General features: G+C 59.5%; 16 protein-coding genes and 3 tRNA genes. 9 read left to right on the top strand and 10 right to left on the bottom strand.

The window, feature by feature from the left end:
* Positions 1-28: 28 nt before the first annotated feature.
* The 4 genes from fucI to fucR all read left to right on the top strand — a co-directional run bounded on the left by fucI (position 29) and on the right by fucR (position 4,517).
* Positions 29-1,804: an L-fucose isomerase gene (gene fucI / locus BJF97_RS23535; protein WP_032694678.1), complete on the top strand. Its 1,776-nt coding sequence runs from the start codon at positions 29-31 to the stop codon at positions 1,802-1,804.
* A 102-nt stretch (positions 1,805-1,906) separates the two neighbouring features.
* Entirely contained in the window at positions 1,907-3,325 is a 1,419-nt protein-coding gene (gene fucK / locus BJF97_RS23540) for an L-fuculokinase (RefSeq protein ID WP_014839390.1), read from the top strand.
* Between the two features lies 1 nt (position 3,326).
* Positions 3,327-3,749 (top strand): L-fucose mutarotase, encoded by a 423-nt coding sequence (gene fucU / locus BJF97_RS23545; protein WP_014839391.1) that lies wholly within the window; start codon positions 3,327-3,329, stop codon positions 3,747-3,749.
* 57 nt (positions 3,750-3,806) lie between these two features.
* Complete coding sequence (gene fucR / locus BJF97_RS23550; RefSeq protein ID WP_032694679.1) at positions 3,807-4,517, top strand: L-fucose operon activator; 711 nt, start codon at positions 3,807-3,809, stop codon at positions 4,515-4,517.
* A 60-nt stretch (positions 4,518-4,577) separates the two neighbouring features.
* Here fucR and rlmM read toward each other — a convergent pair whose 3' ends face one another.
* From rlmM to BJF97_RS23570, 4 genes are all read right to left on the bottom strand, one after another.
* Complete coding sequence (gene rlmM, locus BJF97_RS23555) at positions 4,578-5,678, bottom strand: 23S rRNA (cytidine(2498)-2'-O)-methyltransferase RlmM (protein ID WP_014226619.1); 1,101 nt, start codon at positions 5,676-5,678, stop codon at positions 4,578-4,580.
* Complete coding sequence (locus BJF97_RS23560; RefSeq protein ID WP_004853688.1) at positions 5,671-6,066, bottom strand: DUF423 domain-containing protein; 396 nt, start codon at positions 6,064-6,066, stop codon at positions 5,671-5,673. The genes rlmM and BJF97_RS23560 overlap by 8 nt, the downstream gene beginning before the upstream one ends.
* A gap of 19 nt (positions 6,067-6,085) precedes the next feature.
* Complete coding sequence (gene gcvA, locus BJF97_RS23565; protein ID WP_004114967.1) at positions 6,086-7,003, bottom strand: glycine cleavage system transcriptional regulator GcvA; 918 nt, start codon at positions 7,001-7,003, stop codon at positions 6,086-6,088.
* A gap of 353 nt (positions 7,004-7,356) precedes the next feature.
* Positions 7,357-7,581 (bottom strand): YgdI/YgdR family lipoprotein, encoded by a 225-nt coding sequence (locus tag BJF97_RS23570; protein WP_014226620.1) that lies wholly within the window; start codon positions 7,579-7,581, stop codon positions 7,357-7,359.
* Between the two features lie 198 nt (positions 7,582-7,779).
* Here BJF97_RS23570 and csdA point away from each other — a divergent pair, with 198 nt between their 5' ends.
* Positions 7,780-8,985, top strand: a complete 1,206-nt coding sequence (csdA, locus tag BJF97_RS23575; RefSeq protein WP_014226621.1) for a cysteine desulfurase CsdA — start codon at positions 7,780-7,782, stop codon at positions 8,983-8,985.
* On the top strand, positions 8,985-9,422 hold the full coding sequence (gene csdE / locus BJF97_RS23580; RefSeq protein WP_014839393.1) for a cysteine desulfurase sulfur acceptor subunit CsdE: 438 nt from the start codon (positions 8,985-8,987) through the stop codon (positions 9,420-9,422). The genes csdA and csdE overlap by 1 nt, the downstream gene beginning before the upstream one ends.
* A gap of 122 nt (positions 9,423-9,544) precedes the next feature.
* On the opposite strand, the gene tcdA is transcribed toward csdE, so the two are convergent.
* Together tcdA and mltA are read right to left on the bottom strand one after the other, a co-directional pair.
* Positions 9,545-10,354, bottom strand: coding sequence for a tRNA cyclic N6-threonylcarbamoyladenosine(37) synthase TcdA (gene tcdA, locus BJF97_RS23585; RefSeq protein WP_009651598.1), 810 nt, complete (start codon positions 10,352-10,354; stop codon positions 9,545-9,547).
* A 114-nt stretch (positions 10,355-10,468) separates the two neighbouring features.
* Positions 10,469-11,566, bottom strand: coding sequence for a murein transglycosylase A (gene mltA / locus BJF97_RS23590; protein WP_004124438.1), 1,098 nt, complete (start codon positions 11,564-11,566; stop codon positions 10,469-10,471).
* A gap of 211 nt (positions 11,567-11,777) precedes the next feature.
* Here mltA and BJF97_RS23595 point away from each other — a divergent pair.
* The 3 genes from BJF97_RS23595 to BJF97_RS23605 all read left to right on the top strand — a co-directional run bounded on the left by BJF97_RS23595 (position 11,778) and on the right by BJF97_RS23605 (position 12,099).
* Positions 11,778-11,854: transfer RNA gene (locus BJF97_RS23595), tRNA-Met, on the top strand.
* Between the two features lie 47 nt (positions 11,855-11,901).
* A tRNA-Met gene (locus tag BJF97_RS23600) sits at positions 11,902-11,978 on the top strand.
* 44 nt (positions 11,979-12,022) lie between these two features.
* A tRNA-Met gene (locus BJF97_RS23605) sits at positions 12,023-12,099 on the top strand.
* A gap of 99 nt (positions 12,100-12,198) precedes the next feature.
* On the opposite strand, the gene cobT is transcribed toward BJF97_RS23605, so the two are convergent.
* The 4 genes from cobT to BJF97_RS23625 form a co-directional block, all read right to left on the bottom strand.
* Positions 12,199-13,254: a nicotinate-nucleotide--dimethylbenzimidazole phosphoribosyltransferase gene (gene cobT, locus BJF97_RS23610; RefSeq protein WP_032694680.1), complete on the bottom strand. Its 1,056-nt coding sequence runs from the start codon at positions 13,252-13,254 to the stop codon at positions 12,199-12,201.
* Positions 13,255-13,328: 74 nt separating this feature from the next.
* Positions 13,329-13,874 (bottom strand): bifunctional adenosylcobinamide kinase/adenosylcobinamide-phosphate guanylyltransferase, encoded by a 546-nt coding sequence (gene cobU / locus BJF97_RS23615; protein ID WP_004853703.1) that lies wholly within the window; start codon positions 13,872-13,874, stop codon positions 13,329-13,331.
* Positions 13,868-15,391: a cobyric acid synthase gene (locus BJF97_RS23620; protein ID WP_014226624.1), complete on the bottom strand. Its 1,524-nt coding sequence runs from the start codon at positions 15,389-15,391 to the stop codon at positions 13,868-13,870. Before BJF97_RS23620 ends, cobU begins: the two co-directional genes overlap by 7 nt.
* Positions 15,388-16,203 carry an energy-coupling factor ABC transporter ATP-binding protein gene (locus BJF97_RS23625; RefSeq protein ID WP_014226625.1) on the bottom strand — a complete coding sequence of 272 codons (816 nt, stop codon included), beginning with the start codon at positions 16,201-16,203 and terminating at the stop codon, positions 15,388-15,390. The genes BJF97_RS23620 and BJF97_RS23625 overlap by 4 nt, the downstream gene beginning before the upstream one ends.
* Positions 16,204-16,207: the final 4 nt, after the last annotated feature.

Genomic DNA, 16,207 nt, shown 5'->3' on the forward strand with positions numbered 1-16,207 from the left:
TTTATCCGAATAACGTGAGGAATCTGGAATGAAAAAAATCAGCTTACCGAAAATTGGCATCCGCCCGGTGATTGATGGACGCCGCATGGGGGTGCGCGAGTCGCTGGAAGAGCAAACCATGAATATGGCGAAAGCCACCGCCGCGCTGATCGCGGAAAAACTGCGTCACGCCTGCGGCGCGCAGATTGAGTGCGTCATCGCCGACAGCTGCATTGCGGGCATGGCAGAATCCGCCGCCTGCGAGGAGAAATTCAGCAGCCAGAACGTCGGCGTCACCATTACCGTGACTCCGTGCTGGTGCTACGGCAGCGAAACTATCGATATGGACCCGCTGCGGCCAAAAGCCATCTGGGGCTTTAACGGCACCGAACGCCCCGGCGCGGTTTACCTGGCGGCAGCGCTGGCAGCCCACAGTCAGAAGGGTATTCCGGCGTTCTCCATTTATGGTCACGACGTGCAGGACGCCGACGACACCTCCATTCCGCCGGATGTCGAAGAAAAACTGCTGCGCTTTGCCCGCGCCGGCTTAGCGGTGGCCAGCATGAAGGGCAAAAGCTATCTTTCCGTTGGCGGCGTGTCGATGGGGATCGCCGGTTCTATCGTCGATCACAACTTCTTCGAGTCCTGGCTCGGTATGAAAGTGCAGGCGGTGGACATGACCGAGCTGCGCCGCCGCATCGACCAGAAAATCTATGATGAAAGCGAGCTGGAAATGGCGCTGGCGTGGGCGGATAAAAACTTCCGCTACGGCGAAGACCAGAACGCGCAGCAGTATAAGCGCAACGCCGAACAGAGCCGCGCGGTGCTGAAAGAGAGCCTGCTGATGGCGATGTGCATCCGCGACATGATGCAGGGCAACAAGAAGCTGGCGGAAAAAGGGCTGGTCGAAGAGTCGCTGGGCTACAACGCCATCGCTGCGGGCTTCCAGGGCCAGCGCCACTGGACCGATCAATACCCTAACGGCGATACCGCCGAAGCGCTGCTCAATAGCTCGTTCGACTGGAACGGCGTACGCGAACCCTTCGTCGTCGCCACGGAAAACGACAGCCTCAACGGCGTGGCGATGCTGATGGGCCACCAGCTGACCGGCACCGCCCAGGTGTTTGCCGACGTGCGCACCTACTGGTCGCCGGACGCGGTTAAACGCGTCACCGGCCAACCGCTCACCGGACTGGCGGAACACGGCATTATCCACTTGATCAACTCCGGTTCAGCGGCGCTGGACGGCGCCTGCAAACAGCTCGATGCGGAAGGCAAGCCAACCATGAAGCCGCACTGGGAAATCAGCCAGCAGGAGGCCGACGCCTGCCTCGCGGCCACCGAATGGTGCCCGGCGATTCATGAATATTTCCGCGGTGGCGGCTTCTCCTCCCGCTTCCTGACCGAAGGCGGCGTACCGTTCACCATGACCCGCGTAAATATCATCAAAGGCCTCGGCCCGGTACTGCAGATTGCCGAAGGCTGGAGCGTAGAGCTACCGAAAGCGATGCATGACCAGCTGGATGCCCGCACCAACTCCACCTGGCCCACCACCTGGTTTGCGCCGCGCCTGACCGGTAAAGGCCCGTTCTCCGACGTCTACTCGGTGATGGCGAACTGGGGCGCTAACCACGGCGTGCTGACCATCGGCCACGTTGGCGCCGACTTTATCACCCTGGCGTCGATGCTGCGGATCCCGGTGTGCATGCATAACGTAGAAGAGGCGAAAATCTACCGCCCCTCCAGCTGGTCTGCGCACGGGATGGATAGCGAAGGCCAGGATTACCGCGCCTGCCAGAACTACGGCCCGCTGTATAAACGTTAAAAATGCCTGATGGCGCTGCGCTTATCCGGCCTACGGATGATACCGTCCCGTAGGCCGGATAAGGCGTTTACGCCGCCATCCGGCAACGTCTCGGGAGAGATTATGAAGAATGAAGTCATCCTGGTCCTCGACTGCGGCGCCACTAACGTACGGGCGATTGCCGTTGACCGCCAGGGGAACATTATCGCCCGCGCCGCAACGGCCAACGCCAGCGATATCGCCGTGGAGAACAGCGCCTGGCACCAGTGGTCGCTGGAGGCGATCCTGCAACGCTTCGCCGAATGCTGTCGGCAAATTGCCGACCCGCTCTCATCCTGCACGGTTCGCGGCATCACGGTCACCACCTTCGGCGTCGACGGCGCGCTGGTGGATGAACAGGGCAAGCTGCTCTATCCGGTCATCAGCTGGAAATGTCCGCGTACCGCGTCGGTGATGGACAATATCGGCCGCTTTATGCCCGCGCAGCAGCTCCAGCAGATCTCCGGCGTCGGCGCATTTGGTTTCAACACCCTGTATAAGCTGATATGGCTGAAAGAGAACCACCCGCAGCTGCTGGAGCAAGCCCACGCCTGGCTGTTCATCTCCTCGCTTCTCAACCAGCGTCTGACCGGGGAATTCACGACCGATATCACCATGGCGGGCACCAGCCAGATGCTGGATATCCACCAGCGGGATTTCAGCGCGCAGATTCTGCAGGCCACGGGGCTGCCGCGCCGCCTGTTTCCCCGGCTCGTTGAAGCGGGCCAGCAGATTGGCACGCTGCGGAGCGATGCCGCGAAAATGCTGGGTTTAGCCGTCGGCATTCCGGTTATCTCCGCCGGGCACGACACCCAGTTCGCGCTGTTTGGCGCGGGCGCGGAGCAGGATGAACCGGTGCTGTCGTCCGGCACCTGGGAAATTCTGATGGTGCGCAGCGCCCAGGTAGACACGTCGCTGCTCAGCCACTATGCGGGCTCCACCTGCGAGCTGGATTGTCAGCCGGGACGCTATAACCCCGGCATGCAGTGGCTGGCCTCCGGCGTGCTGGAATGGATACGCCAGCTGCTGTGGACACCTGAAACGCCGTGGCAAACGTTGATTGAAGAGGCCCGGGCCCTCCCCCGCGGCGCTCAGAAGGTGAAGATGCAGTGCGACCTGCTATCCAGCCCAACCGCAGGCTGGCAGGGCATAACGCTGAATACCACCCGCGGTCATTTCTACCTCGCCGCGCTGGAAGGATTAGCCGAACAGCTGGCGCACAATCTGCAAACGCTGCAGCAAATCGGCCACTTCAAAGCCCGCGAGCTGCTGCTGGTCGGCGGCGGCAGCCGCAACGCGCTGTGGAATCAGATCAAAGCCAACAGGCTGGAGATCCCCATTAAAGTACTCGATGACGCCGAAACCACCGTCGCCGGCGCCGCCATGTTTGGCTGGTATGGCGTCGGTGAATTCAGCAGCCCGGAGCAGGCCAGAGCGCAGGTGAGCTACCGGTATCGTTACTTTTACCCGCAAACCGAACCCGAACTGATTGAGGGAGTATGAGATGCTAAAAACGATTTCCCCGTTGATTTCCCCGGACCTCCTCAAAGTGCTGGCGGAAATGGGGCATGGCGATGAGATTATTTTTTCCGATGCCCACTTCCCGGCCCACAGCATGGGCCCACAGGTCATTCGCGCCGACGGCCTGCGGGTGAGCGACCTGCTGCAGGCGATTATTCCGCTGTTTGAGTTAGACAGCTACGCTCCGCCGCTGGTGATGATGGCCGCCGTGGAAGGCGACGTCCTCGACCCTCAGGTAGAAACGCGCTATCGCGAGGCGCTTTCCGGCCCCGCGCCCTGCCCGGAGATCGCCCGCATCGACCGCTTTGCTTTCTACGAGCGGGCGCAAAAAGCCTTTGCGATCGTTATCACAGGTGAGCGCGCTAAGTACGGGAATATTCTTTTAAAAAAAGGAGTAACGCCGTAATCTCATGCCGGAGCGCCCGTCTGATGCGGGCGCTCAGCGAACGCCAGGGTGAGAAAAATGAAAGCGGCACGACAGCAAGCGATACTAGACCTGCTCATTAACCATAACAGCCTGACCACCGAAGCCTTATCGCTACAGCTTAACGTCAGCAGAGAAACCATTCGCCGCGATCTCAGCGAGCTCCAGTCCCAGGGGAAAGTGCTGCGTAACCACGGTCGGGCAAAAGTCATTCACCGGCAAAGCCGTGACAGCGGCGACCCTTTTCATATCCGTCTGAAAAGCCACTACGCGCACAAAGCGGACATCGCCCGCGAGGCGCTTGCGTGGATAGAAGAGGGGATGGTTATCGCCCTTGATGCCAGTTCCACCTGCTGGTATCTGGCCCGCCAGCTGCCGGATATCGACCTTCACGTCTTTACCAACAGCCAGCCGATTTGCCAGGAGCTCAGCAAGCGAGAGAATATTCAGCTTACCTGCTCCGGCGGTACGCTCCAGCGAAAATACGGCTGCTACGTCAGCGCGTCGCTTATCTCACAGCTCAAAGCGCTGGAGATCGACCTGTTCATTTTTTCCTGCGAGGGCATCGACAGCGACGGCGCGCTCTGGGACTCAAATACGGTGAACGCCGAGTTCAAATCGCTGCTGCTTAAGCGAGCGTCGCAATCGTTATTGTTGATTGATAAGAGCAAATTTAATCGTTCAGGGGAGGCGCGGATCGGCCATCTGGATGATGTGCCGCATATCGTTTCGGACGTGTCGCAGTCGTAACGGCTATTGCAGCGCCGGATAGCGGCTTAACACCCTATCCGGCCTACAAAAGCGGCTAAACTAGCGTTCGTCGCGGCGACCGCCGACGGCAGCCCACAGGCGGCGAACGTGAACCGTCACCTCTTCGCGATCGTGATACAGCTGGCGCGCCTGGATTTGCGCGTTGATGCCGTGCTCGTCCAGCTGTTCCTGAATATAGGCCAGGTTGCGCGACAGCTCTTCGTAGCGTTTTTTCATCGGCAGCTTCAGGTTAAAGATGGTTTCCCGGCACCAGCCGTTCACCAGCCACTGGGCCATCAGCGCCGCCACTTTCGCCGGTTTCTCCACCATATCGCACACCATCCACGAAATGTTGTTGCGCGTTGGGCGGTACTTGAAGCCATCTTCGCGCAGCCAGGTCACCTGGCCGGTATCCATCAGGCTTTGCGCCATCGGGCCGTTATCCACCGAGGAGACCCACATATTGCGTTTCACCAGCTGATAGGTCCAGCCGCCGGGGCAGGCACCAAGATCCACCGCGTACATACCGTTCGCCAGGCGCTCGTCCCACTCATCCGCCGGAATAAAGACGTGAAACGCCTCTTCCAGCTTGAGGGTCGAACGGCTCGGCGCATCGGACGGGAACTTGAGCCGCGGAATGCCCATATAGAACGGCGAGTTGTTGTTAGACAACGAGTAACCGGTGTAGCAGCAGCCGGGGGCGATAAAGAACACGTGGACCACCGGACGCTTTGGCGTTTCATAGTTGGTCAGCACGCCCGCTTCGCGCAGCGCCGCGCGCAGCGGTACCGTAAACTTGCGGCAGAACTTCATCAGCTCTTTGCTTTCGTTGGTATCGGCCACTTCAACGCGCAGCTCGCCGCCCTTCTCCACCACGCCCTGCAGCATACCGACGATCGGGGAAATCCGGTCTTCCGGCGGCAGGTCGCGCAGCAGTTCGCCAACCACAAACATCTGGCGGGCAAACACCAGCGAGCTGAACGGCAGTTCGCGCACCAGCTTTTCGCCATCTTCGGCCTGGTAGCACTCAAAAATCACATAGCCGGAGTCGTCTTTTACCCGGGCAAAACCAAACACCTCAAGGCGCGAGGCCTTATCGGTAATTTCTGCTGCGCACTCTTTCTCAAACCCAGGGCGACAATAGAGGACAACTTTATTCATGAACAACGCCCTTACGTTTCAGACGAATTGCACCAATTAACATTAATATCCAACCGGCAAGGAAGCAGACGCCCCCAACCGGCGTAACGAACGCCCACAGGCGTAAATGCGAGAGCGCCAGACAGTAGAGGCTGCCGCTAAAAAGAACGGTACCGAGCGCCATAAAGACGCTGCTCCAGTAAAACCAGATGCTGATGCGGCGCTGCATCGCCACCGCCAGGCCAAAAATAGCCAGCGTATGGAATGCCTGATACTGCAGGCCGGTGTGGATCCAGCCCATTTCCGCAACGCCCATCGTTTTACTCAAAACGTGCGCGCCAAAAGCGCCCAAAGCCACAAAGATAAAACCGCTTATCGCGGCGAAAATCAGCATAAAACGGCTGGTCATGTGTTTACCCTACGATGATTTATTGTTCATAACGAAAGCGAAATTTTTCTTGTTCATTAGCCGCTTTTGCCAGAATCCACTGGCGGAAGGCGGCTATTTTACCCAGTTCTGCCTGACTGTCATGACAAACGAGATAAAACGCATTCTTACTGACCAGAACATCATTAAACGGGCAGACCAAACGGCCCGCCTCAATCTCGGACTGCGCCATCACATTGTTGGCCAGCGCGACCCCCTGTCCATGGATTGCCGCCTGCAGCACCATTGCGCTGTGGCTAAATATAGGTCCCTGTTGAACATTAATATGGTTTAGACCTAACTGGCGTGTATAAGTTTGCCAGTCGCGGCGGGAAGCATCGTGCAACAGGGTATGTTGCGCCAGATCGGCAGGCGTTTTCAACGCTTTATCGCCGGTGAGCAACAGCGGTGAGCACACCGGGAGCAGATATTCGGCGTACAGCTTTTCCACCCGCAGCCCCGGCCAGTTGCCGCGGCCGTAAAAAATCGCCACGTCGACATCGTCGGCCAGCTTATCCTCCTGACGGTCCACGGCCTGGATCCTGACGTCGATTCCCGGATAAGCTGAGTTAAAGCTTGTGAGCCTTGGCACCAGCCACTGAATGGCAAAACTGGGGAGCATACTGACGGTTAAGGCCCCTTTTGCGCTTCGGGCCTGAAGCTTGCGGGTCGCTTCGGTGAGCTGCGAAAAAATCTCTTTGATATCCTGAAAATAGCTCTGCCCCTCCTCCGTCAAAAGAAGAGAACGATTGCGTCGACGGAACAGCTTGAGGCCGAGGAAATCCTCCAGGGACTTGATTTGGTGGCTGACTGCGGCCTGCGTCACAAAAAGCTCATCGGCGGCGCGAGTGAAGCTAAGATGGCGGGCGGCTGCATCAAAAACACGTAATGCATTCAGAGGTGGCAAACGCTTGGACATAGTTATTCTGGCTTAGATGTTAAGGCAATTTAACAAACAGGAAACAATAGTTAACCTATTAGTTTTTTTTATCTGAGCTATTATAATTTGTCCGTTGAGCTTCTACCAGCAAATACCTATAGTGGCGGCACTTCCTGAGCCGGAACGAAGAGCTTTTTTTGGAATGCGTGTTCCAACAAGCTTTTGGCTTACGGTTGTGATGTTGTGTTGTTGTGTTTGCAATTGGTCCGGGTTTGCGGACCATGGTAGCTCAGCTACCCCTTTTCACTTCCTGTACATTTACCCTGTCTGTCCATAGTGATTTAATGTAGCACCGCACTGCGCGGTGCTTTTTTTTGCCTGCTATACCGAAATCACTTATCCAGTTCGCCCAGCTGTTTTACGTCAGAACGGTTAATCTGCTGCTTGTTACCCCAGGCATCTTTGTACGAAATCATGCCAGTATCATTATCCGTTTGCGGTTTGCCGTCGGTCACGATGGTGCGCCCATCGTTGGTATGCATCACGTAGTTGGAGGAGCAGGCGCTCAGGCCAAAGGTCAGCACACAGGCAGAAATAATTGCGGCAGTCTTATTCATTTTCATCTTTCTCTCCTTTCGACTATTTATACTGTTTATGATTCGTTCTGTACCAGGTTAAAACGCAAACCCAACACTATTCAGCATAACTATCTTTTAACCACCCGAAGTCATATTCAGAAAATTCCAGTCGTTAGCAGAAACCTTGTATCACCCGCCGATTTGCGCGACGATCCTGATATCGATACGAGGAATCTCATGAACGCATTCAACCCCGTCCAATTTCGCGCCCAGTTCCCGGCGCTGGCCGACGCCGGCGTCTATCTTGATAGCGCCGCGACAACCCTCAAACCGCTGGCGGTCATTGAGGCCAGCGACCAGTTCTATCGCCTTAGCGCCGGTAACGTCCACCGCAGCCAGTTCGCCACCGCCCGTCAGCTAACCGAACGCTATGAAAACGCGCGCGAACGGGTGGCAACGCTGCTCAACGCCCCTTCCGGCCAGGATATCGTCTGGACGCGCGGCACCACCGAAGCCATTAATATGGTGGCGCAGAGCTACGTGCGCCCGCGCCTGAAACCCGGCGATGAGATTATCGTCAGCGAAGCAGAGCATCACGCCAACCTGGTGCCGTGGTTAATGGTTGCCGGGCAAACCGGCGCGCGGGTGGTGAAGCTGCCGCTGGCGGGCAACCGCCTGCCGGACGTGGCGGCGCTTGGCGCGCTTATCACGCCGCGCAGCCGGGTGCTGGCGATTGGCCAGATGTCCAACGTCACCGGCGGCTGTCCGGATCTGACGCTGGCAATACGCCAGGCCCGCGCTGCCGGGATGGTGGTGATGGTCGACGGCGCGCAGGGAGCGGTACATTTCCCGGCGGACGTCCAGGCGCTGGATATCGACTTTTATGCTTTTTCAGGCCATAAGCTCTACGGGCCGACCGGCATCGGCGCGCTGTATGGCAAAAGCGAACGGCTGGCGGAGATGTCGCCGTGGCTCGGCGGCGGAAAAATGATTACCGAAGTCACCTTCGATGGCTTCAAAACCCAGCCCGCCCCCTGGCGCTTCGAGGCGGGAACGCCCAATATCGCCGGGGTGATCGGCCTGAGCGCGGCGCTGGAGTGGCTGGAGGAAACGGACATCGCGCAGGCGGAAAACTGGAGCCGCGGCCTGGCGACGCTGGCGGAAGACGAGCTGGCGAAACGTCCGGGCTTCCGCTCCTTCCGCTGCCAGGACGCCAGCCTGCTGGCGTTTGATTTTGACGGCGTTCACCATAGCGATATGGTGACGCTGCTGGCGGAGTCGGGGATCGCGCTGCGCGCCGGTCAGCACTGCGCCCAGCCGCTGCTGGCGGCGCTTGGCGTCAGCGGCACGCTACGGGCCTCCTTCGCGCCTTATAACACGCAAGACGATGTCTACGCGCTGGTGCACGCCGTGGACCGCGCTCTGGAAATACTGGTGGATTAATGACGACTTCTCACCCTTTTGGTACCCGCATCACCGAGGCATCTCTACGGCAGACCTTTACCCCGCTCAGCCAGTGGGAAGATAAATACCGCCAGCTGATTTTACTGGGTAAGCAGCTTCCCGCGCTGCCGGACAACCTGAAAGCGCGAGCCAAAGAGATTGCCGGTTGTGAAAACCGCGTCTGGCTGGGGCACGTTGTTGACGCCGAGGGCAAGCTGCATTTCTTCGGCGATAGCGAAGGCCGCATCGTGCGCGGCATGCTGGCGGTGCTGTTGACCGCCATAGAAGGCAAAAGCGCCGCTGAGCTGCTGGCGCAGGATCCGCTGGCGCTATTTGATGCGCTGGGGCTGCGCGGCCAGCTGAGCGCCTCGCGCAGTCAGGGGCTCAGCGCCCTGAGCGAAGCGGTGCTCGCCGCCGCCCGCGAGGTTGAGGTTTAAGCTTATCCCGGGGGCGGCGCTTGACGCGCCTTGCCCGGGCTACGGGTTCATGCGGTTTTGTCGCCCGGACAGGTGCGCAGTTTTGTAGCCCGGGTAAGGCGCCTGCGCCGCGACCCGGGAATTTACGCCGTCTGCCGCTCCGCCTTCGCCAGCATTTTCTTCAGCGCGTGGGAGACGGCGACAAAACCAAAGGTCGCGGTCACCATCGTCGCGGCGCCAAAGCCGGATGCGCAATCCATTCGCTTCGGCCCCTCAGCGGTGCTTTTCATCGCACAAACGCTGCCGTCCGCCTGCGGATAAACCAGCGCTTCGGTGGAAAACACGCAATCCACGCCGAGCTTACCTTTGCTGTTCTTCACCACCCCAAACTGGCTCTTCAAACGCTCACGCAGCTTTGCCGCCAGCGGATCCTGGATGGTTTTCGCCAGATCGGCGACCTGAATTTGCGTCGGATCGATTTGCCCGCCCGCGCCGCCGGTGGTCACCAGCGGAACCTTATGGCGACGACAGTAAGCGATTAGCGCCGCTTTCGGGCGCACGCTGTCGATGGCGTCAATCACGTAGCTAAAGCCAACGCCAAGATACTCGGCGACGTTTTCCGGGGTGACAAAATCGTCCACCACCGTGACCCGGCACTCGGGGTTGATCAGGCGAATACGCTCCGCCATCACCTCGGCTTTCGCCAGGCCAACGTTGCCGCCAAGGGCGTGGATCTGGCGATTGGTGTTGGTCACGCAGACATCATCCATATCGATGAGGGTAATCGCGCCAATTCCGGTTCTCGCCAGCGCTTCCGCCGCCCATGAGCCTACGCCGCCGATGCCGACCACGCAGACGTGCGCGTCGGCAAAACATTGCAGCGCCTTTTCACCATATAAACGCGCCGTGCCGCCAAAGCGCTGGCGCCAGGCATCGCTGATTACAACAGACATAAAACCTCAGAATTAGTGGACATTCCCGGGTCGCGGCGCAAGCGCCTTACCCGGGTGACAAAATCAGCCGTAGCCCCGGTAAGCGCAGCGCGACCGGGGAAGAGAACCGGCGTACTAGCCGCTAAAGACGTTGCCCGCGCCCGGGGCGTTTTTCAGCACCCATACGCGGCCGTAGTGGTTATACCAGCCGGCACGATGCCCGGCATCCGGGCCAATGCCCTGGTAAATATCGAAGTGCTGGCCTTTAATCGCCCCGCCAACATCGAGAGCCACCATTAAACGCAGCTCGTACTGGCCGTTAAACTTGCCGTTATTATCCAGCAGCGGCACCTCCGCCAGCAGCGTGGTGCCGGCAGGAACAATGGAACGGTCGGAAGCCACCGATGCCCGGCCGATCAACGGCACCGCGCTGGCGCCTTTCACCGGCGCAAAAGACTGCGGTTTAAAGAAGACGAACGACGGGTTCTGCTCCAGCAGCTCACGGACTTCCGCCTCGCTGTGTTTTTCGCCCCATTCGCGGATCGCCTGCATCGACATATCTTCGCGCTTCACTTCCCCGCGGTCGATCAGCACTTTACCGATGCTGTAGTACGGCCAGCCGTTTTTCCCGGCATAGCTGAAGAAGTTCAGCGGCGAGCCGTCGCCAAAGTCAATGTAGCCGCTGCCCTGCACGTCCATGATGAAGTTATCCATCAGCGAGTTGCTGTAGGCCAGGATGTAGTTGTCGCTCAGAGCGCCGGCGTAGATGCTGGCGCGGGACGGCAGCTTGCCGCGCTTCGGCGGCATCCGGTAAATCGGGTACTGGAACTCGCCCTGGCGAGTATGGCGCGCCTGCACCACCGGCGTGTAGTAGCCGGTAAACTGGACGTTACCGTAGTTATCCGTCCCCTGCATCTGCCAGGCGTCAATACCAAACTGGCTCAGCGTGCGGGTGTCGCCGCCGGAACGCAGCCACTCCTGAATCGCATTGTAGACGTTGCTCTGGCTGGTGTAGAGGCGCGGAGAGGCGCTACGAATCTGTCTCACCTGCTCGGAGAAATCGCCGGCGTTGATCGGCGAGCCGACCGCATCAGGTTGGTTAACCAATGAAAACGGCTGGGTGAGTTTACCTTCATTATACTGCTGACCGCGATCGGTCGGTTTTGAGGAACAGGCGGCCAGCATTGCCAGCATTGCGCCTGTTACTGCGTATTTTGCCCAACGTCCTTTCATGGTATCTCTTCTTTATGCTGCTAAGCCCGGGTGCGTGATGAAGATAACAAACCCCCAGGGCTAATGAAATGCGCTTAGGCACCGCAAAGGCAGTTTTGCGCAAAAAATAGGCTGGAAGTGATTCTATATGCACCATTTTTTACAAAATTGATGATTTCTGCCAAAAAGGGTTGCATCAAAACGTTAGCGGAGTATAGTGCGCTTCCACGGACGCGGGGTGGAGCAGCCTGGTAGCTCGTCGGGCTCATAACCCGAAGGTCGTCAGTTCAAATCTGGCCCCCGCAACCAATTAAAATCAGAGAAGTAACGTTACTCGATGGAAGAGTAATGACGGACGCGGGGTGGAGCAGCCTGGTAGCTCGTCGGGCTCATAACCCGAAGGTCGTCGGTTCAAATCCGGCCCCCGCAACCAATTAAAATCTGATGCAAGTTTACTCGATGAAGAGTAAAGACGGACGCGGGGTGGAGCAGCCTGGTAGCTCGTCGGGCTCATAACCCGAAGGTCGTCGGTTCAAATCCGGCCCCCGCAACCAACATCATAAACACCCTCAAGGGTGTTTTTTTGTTTCTGCGCTCCGCAAAATCTTATGCCTGATTCAGGGAACGGCGCAGCGCCGCTCCCCAGCCCTTTCTCAGCCCTTTGGCAACACAATATTGCTCGCCGCCAGCATGCCCATCTCGTGATACATCGCGCAGGCCGCTTCCACGATCGGCATCGCCAGCGCCGCGCCGCTGCCTTCGCCCAGACGCATCCCCATATTCAGGTAGGGCTCCAGTTCGAGATGCATCAGCGCCGTACGCGCGCCCTTCTCCGCCGAATAGTGGGACGGGATCAGATAGGGCTTCACTTCCGGCGCAATTCGGCACGCCGCCAGCGCCGCCGCGTAGGAGAGAAAGCCATCGAGCACCACCGGCAGGCCGCAGGAGGCCGCGCCCAGCATCACGCCCGTCATCCCCAATAAATCAAAACCGCCCACTTTTGCCAGCACGTCGAGACCATCGTTCGGGTCAGGCCGGTTGACGGCGATAGCCCGGTGCACCACTTCCACTTTATTAGCGACCTTCGCCAACGGCAGATTAGCGCCAATCCCGACCACCTCCTGGGCATCGCTTCCGGTCAGAACGCTGACAATCGCCGCCGCCGGGGTGGTATTGGCCATTCCGAGCTCCCCGACGCCAAACAGGGTGACGCCATCCTGCGCCAGCCCTCGGGTATAGCGCATCACCTCCAGCAGCAGCTCTTCCGCCTGGCCGCGGCGCATTGCCGGACCGACGGCGATATTGCCGCAGCCGCGCGCCACGCGCATGTTGATAACGCCCGGTATCAGCTCAGCATCGATCCCGACATCAATCACGTGCATTTTCGCGCCCGCCTGCGCCGCCAGCACGCAAACGCCGGTTTTCCCCAGCGTCATATTCGCCGCCTGGATGGCGGTCACCGCTTTCGGCGAGATGGCGACCCCTTCGTCCCACACGCCGTGGTCGGCGCACATCACCAGCAGCGCCTTCTTTTTCACCTGCGGCACGCCGTCAAGACCGGGCATGCCCGCCAGCTGTACGGCAAGATCTTCAAGGCGTCCAAGGCTTCCGGGCGGCTTCAGCAGGCCGTCGATATGAAGCCGGGCGCGCGCCATCGCGCTTTCATCAGGCGCCGGGATCGCGCCCAGTAGAGAGGTTAAGCTTTGCATAGAGGTTCTCGTCTTGTTGGCTGGCTCATGGCAGAGCCAGCAGGAAGAATAACGCCCGGTACGGCGCGCCTGGCCTATTTGATTTTTACGCCAATGCCCGACACCACCAGCCACACCTCGTCCGCCGCCGCAGCAAGGCGCTGGTTGACGCGTCCGGCGATGTCGCGGAAATGGCGGGCCAGACGGTTTTCCGGCACAATCCCCATCCCCACTTCGTTGGTCACCAGCACCACGCGGGCCGGGCAGCGCTGGCAGGCGGCAATCAGTACCGCGATTTCGGCGTCGATCGCCCGCTCCATCGCCGCATAATCCCAGTCGTCCGGCGCGCTGTCGCCCCCCAGCGCAAACAGCAGGTTGGTTACCATGGTGGTGATGCATTCCAGCAAAATCGCCTCCTCCGGGGCGATATCCGGGGTGATCAGTTCATCAAGCTGCTGCCAGCGCTCGGCGGTGCGCCAGTGCGCGGGCCTGCCGTCGCGGTGGTGCTGGATCCTCGCCGCCATCTCGTCATCAAAGATCTGCGAGGTGGCGATATAGAGTACCTGCGGCGCATGGGCGATCAGCGCTTCGGCATGGCGGCTTTTACCGCTGCGCGCCCCGCCGGTCACTAAAGTCAGCATACGGGCTCCTGATGTTGGCGCATGATGGCGTAGATTTTTTCGATATCAATATGCTGACGCATCGCGTCCGCCAGCAGATCGAACTGGCGAGATTTATACTGCGCATACTCGAAATCGCTATCCAGCGCCGCCAGCCCTTTACGCTGGCGCAGGCCGTTAACCAGCGCACGGGTAAATGCATCGCTATCGAACAGGCCGTGCAGATAGGTGCCAAACGCCAGGCCGTCATCGCTGACCGCGCCGTCCGCCACATTCTGGCCGCCTTTATGTAATTGCATCAGCGAACGGCAGCCGTCGCGCAGCTCGGTTTCGCCCATATGAATTTCGTAGCCGCTTACCGCCAGCCCCGCCGTTGCCGCCAGCCACGCCGGCAGCGCCGGAGCCAGAGTCGCCGTTACCTGGGTGGTCGTTTTGCTGTGCGCAAAGTGGGTGACGGTATTGAGCAACCCCAGCCCCGGCTGGGTGCCAAGCCCCGACTCCACCTCATCAATAATGGTTTCGCCGAGCATCTGGTAGCCGCCGCAGATCCCCAGCACCGGTACGCCCTTACGCCGGGCCTGCAGTACCGCGTGCGCCATGCCGCTCTCGCGCAGCCAGCCCAGGTCGCCGAGCGTATTTTTACTGCCCGGCAGGATAATCATATCCACGCCCGCCAGCTCCTGGGGCTGGCGAACATAGCGGACGCGGACGTCCGGCTGCGCCGCCAGCGCGTTGAAATCGGTGAAATTAGAGATGTGCGGTACCTGGACCACGGCAATCTCAATATCGCGCCTGTCGGTACGCAGATATTTCCCTTTTTGCAGCGCGACGCCGTCCTCATCTTCGAGATCGACGTCCAGCCACGGCATCACGCCGAGTACCGGGACGCCGGTGAGCGCTTCTATCTGCTCGATCCCGGAATACAGCAGCGCCACGTCGCCGCGAAATTTATTGATAATCACCCCTTTGACCCGCGCGCGCTCGCGGTCATGCAGCAGCGCGAGCGTGCCGTAGATGGAGGCGAATACGCCGCCGCGATCGATATCCGCCACGAGGATCACCGGGCACTGGGCCATCTCGGCCATGCCCATATTGACGATGTCGCGATCGCGCAGGTTGATCTCCGCCGGACTGCCCGCCCCTTCCAGCACCAGCACATCATGTTCGGCGGCCAGGCTGTTATAAACCGCGAGGATCTGTTCGCGCAGGCGCGGCTTGTATTCGTGATAGCTCACCGCGTCCATATCGGTCGCCACTTTGCCCATCAGCACCACCTGCGCTTTACGGTCGCTGGTTGGCTTAAGCAGCACCGGGTTCATGCGCACATCCGGGGTAGTGCCCGCCGCTTCGGCCTGGAAAATTTGCGCGCGGCCCATCTCTTTGCCATCCGGCGTGATACCGGAATTAAGCGCCATATTCTGCGATTTAAACGGCGCGGTGCGCTGCCCGTCCTGATAAAAGATGCGGCACAGCCCCGCGACCAGCACGCTTTTGCCGACGTCGGAAGCGGTGCCCTGTAACATAATTGCCAGCGTCATGACGCCTCCTTCATCGCGTTGTTTCGCATCCGCGTAAAAAATTCTTCTTCGGTTTTACACAGCGGCAGCCCGAGCTGCGCGTGCAGTTTCACCAGCCACGGCTGGGTGAGCCCGGCCTGGGCCATCAGTTCGCTGCGGGCAAACACCTCCCCGGGTTCGCCATGCGCCAGCACTTCGCCGCGGCGTAACACGTAAACCGCATCGCTGATTTCATAGATCAGATCGATATCGTGGCTGGAGATCGCCACGTGGTTGCCCCGATCGGCAATGCGCTTAATGATGTCGATCATCTGCGCGCGTCCCGAGGGATCGAGCCCCGCCGTCGGCTCGTCGAGCAGTAAATAGCGCGCCTGCAGCACCAGCGCGCCGGCTATCGCCACGCGCTTTTTCTGCCCGTGGCTCAGGCACTGAATCGGCTGGTGACGAAACCCCTGGGCATCGACGAGAGTCAGGGCATCGTCCACCCGGCGGGCAATTTCCTCTTCCGCAACCCCCAGGTTACGCAGGCTAAAGGCGATATCGCTGTCGATATCGGTATAGAAAATCTGCTGGTCCGGGTCCTGGAAAACGGTCGCCACCTGCTGACGCAGCGCCAGCAGGCCGCGTTTGCTGTAATCCAGCGGTTTTCCCTGCCACAGCACCGCCCCGCTCTGCGGGCGCAGCAGACCGCTCAGGTTCATAAACAGCGTGGATTTTCCGCAGCCGTTCGCCCCCACCAGTCCGGTCACCGCGTGACGGGAAAAATCCAGCGTCAGCCCCTTCAGCACCGGCTCGTCCTGATAGCGAAACCAGAGATCGGTCGTGGCAAGCATACTT

Origin of the sequence: Klebsiella sp. LTGPAF-6F (assembly GCF_001753185.1) — a bacterium.
Classification (GTDB): domain Bacteria; phylum Pseudomonadota; class Gammaproteobacteria; order Enterobacterales; family Enterobacteriaceae; genus Klebsiella; species Klebsiella michiganensis.

What these genes read in the sequence shown, in the direction of transcription:
- BJF97_RS23625 (WP_014226625.1), bottom strand. Translation starts at nt 16,203, where the DNA reads ATGCTTGCCACGACCGATCTCTGGTTTCGCTATCAGGACGAGCCGGTG.
- csdA (WP_014226621.1), top strand. Translation starts at nt 7,780, where the DNA reads ATGAACGCATTCAACCCCGTCCAATTTCGCGCCCAGTTCCCGGCGCTG.
- gcvA (WP_004114967.1), bottom strand. Translation starts at nt 7,003, where the DNA reads ATGTCCAAGCGTTTGCCACCTCTGAATGCATTACGTGTTTTTGATGCA.
- rlmM (WP_014226619.1), bottom strand. Translation starts at nt 5,678, where the DNA reads ATGAATAAAGTTGTCCTCTATTGTCGCCCTGGGTTTGAGAAAGAGTGC.
- tcdA (WP_009651598.1), bottom strand. Translation starts at nt 10,354, where the DNA reads ATGTCTGTTGTAATCAGCGATGCCTGGCGCCAGCGCTTTGGCGGCACG.
- fucK (WP_014839390.1), top strand. Translation starts at nt 1,907, where the DNA reads ATGAAGAATGAAGTCATCCTGGTCCTCGACTGCGGCGCCACTAACGTA.
- BJF97_RS23570 (WP_014226620.1), bottom strand. Translation starts at nt 7,581, where the DNA reads ATGAATAAGACTGCCGCAATTATTTCTGCCTGTGTGCTGACCTTTGGC.
- fucU (WP_014839391.1), top strand. Translation starts at nt 3,327, where the DNA reads ATGCTAAAAACGATTTCCCCGTTGATTTCCCCGGACCTCCTCAAAGTG.
- BJF97_RS23560 (WP_004853688.1), bottom strand. Translation starts at nt 6,066, where the DNA reads ATGACCAGCCGTTTTATGCTGATTTTCGCCGCGATAAGCGGTTTTATC.
- cobU (WP_004853703.1), bottom strand. Translation starts at nt 13,874, where the DNA reads ATGCTGACTTTAGTGACCGGCGGGGCGCGCAGCGGTAAAAGCCGCCAT.
- cobT (WP_032694680.1), bottom strand. Translation starts at nt 13,254, where the DNA reads ATGCAAAGCTTAACCTCTCTACTGGGCGCGATCCCGGCGCCTGATGAA.
- fucI (WP_032694678.1), top strand. Translation starts at nt 29, where the DNA reads ATGAAAAAAATCAGCTTACCGAAAATTGGCATCCGCCCGGTGATTGAT.
- mltA (WP_004124438.1), bottom strand. Translation starts at nt 11,566, where the DNA reads ATGAAAGGACGTTGGGCAAAATACGCAGTAACAGGCGCAATGCTGGCA.
- BJF97_RS23620 (WP_014226624.1), bottom strand. Translation starts at nt 15,391, where the DNA reads ATGACGCTGGCAATTATGTTACAGGGCACCGCTTCCGACGTCGGCAAA.
- csdE (WP_014839393.1), top strand. Translation starts at nt 8,985, where the DNA reads ATGACGACTTCTCACCCTTTTGGTACCCGCATCACCGAGGCATCTCTA.
- fucR (WP_032694679.1), top strand. Translation starts at nt 3,807, where the DNA reads ATGAAAGCGGCACGACAGCAAGCGATACTAGACCTGCTCATTAACCAT.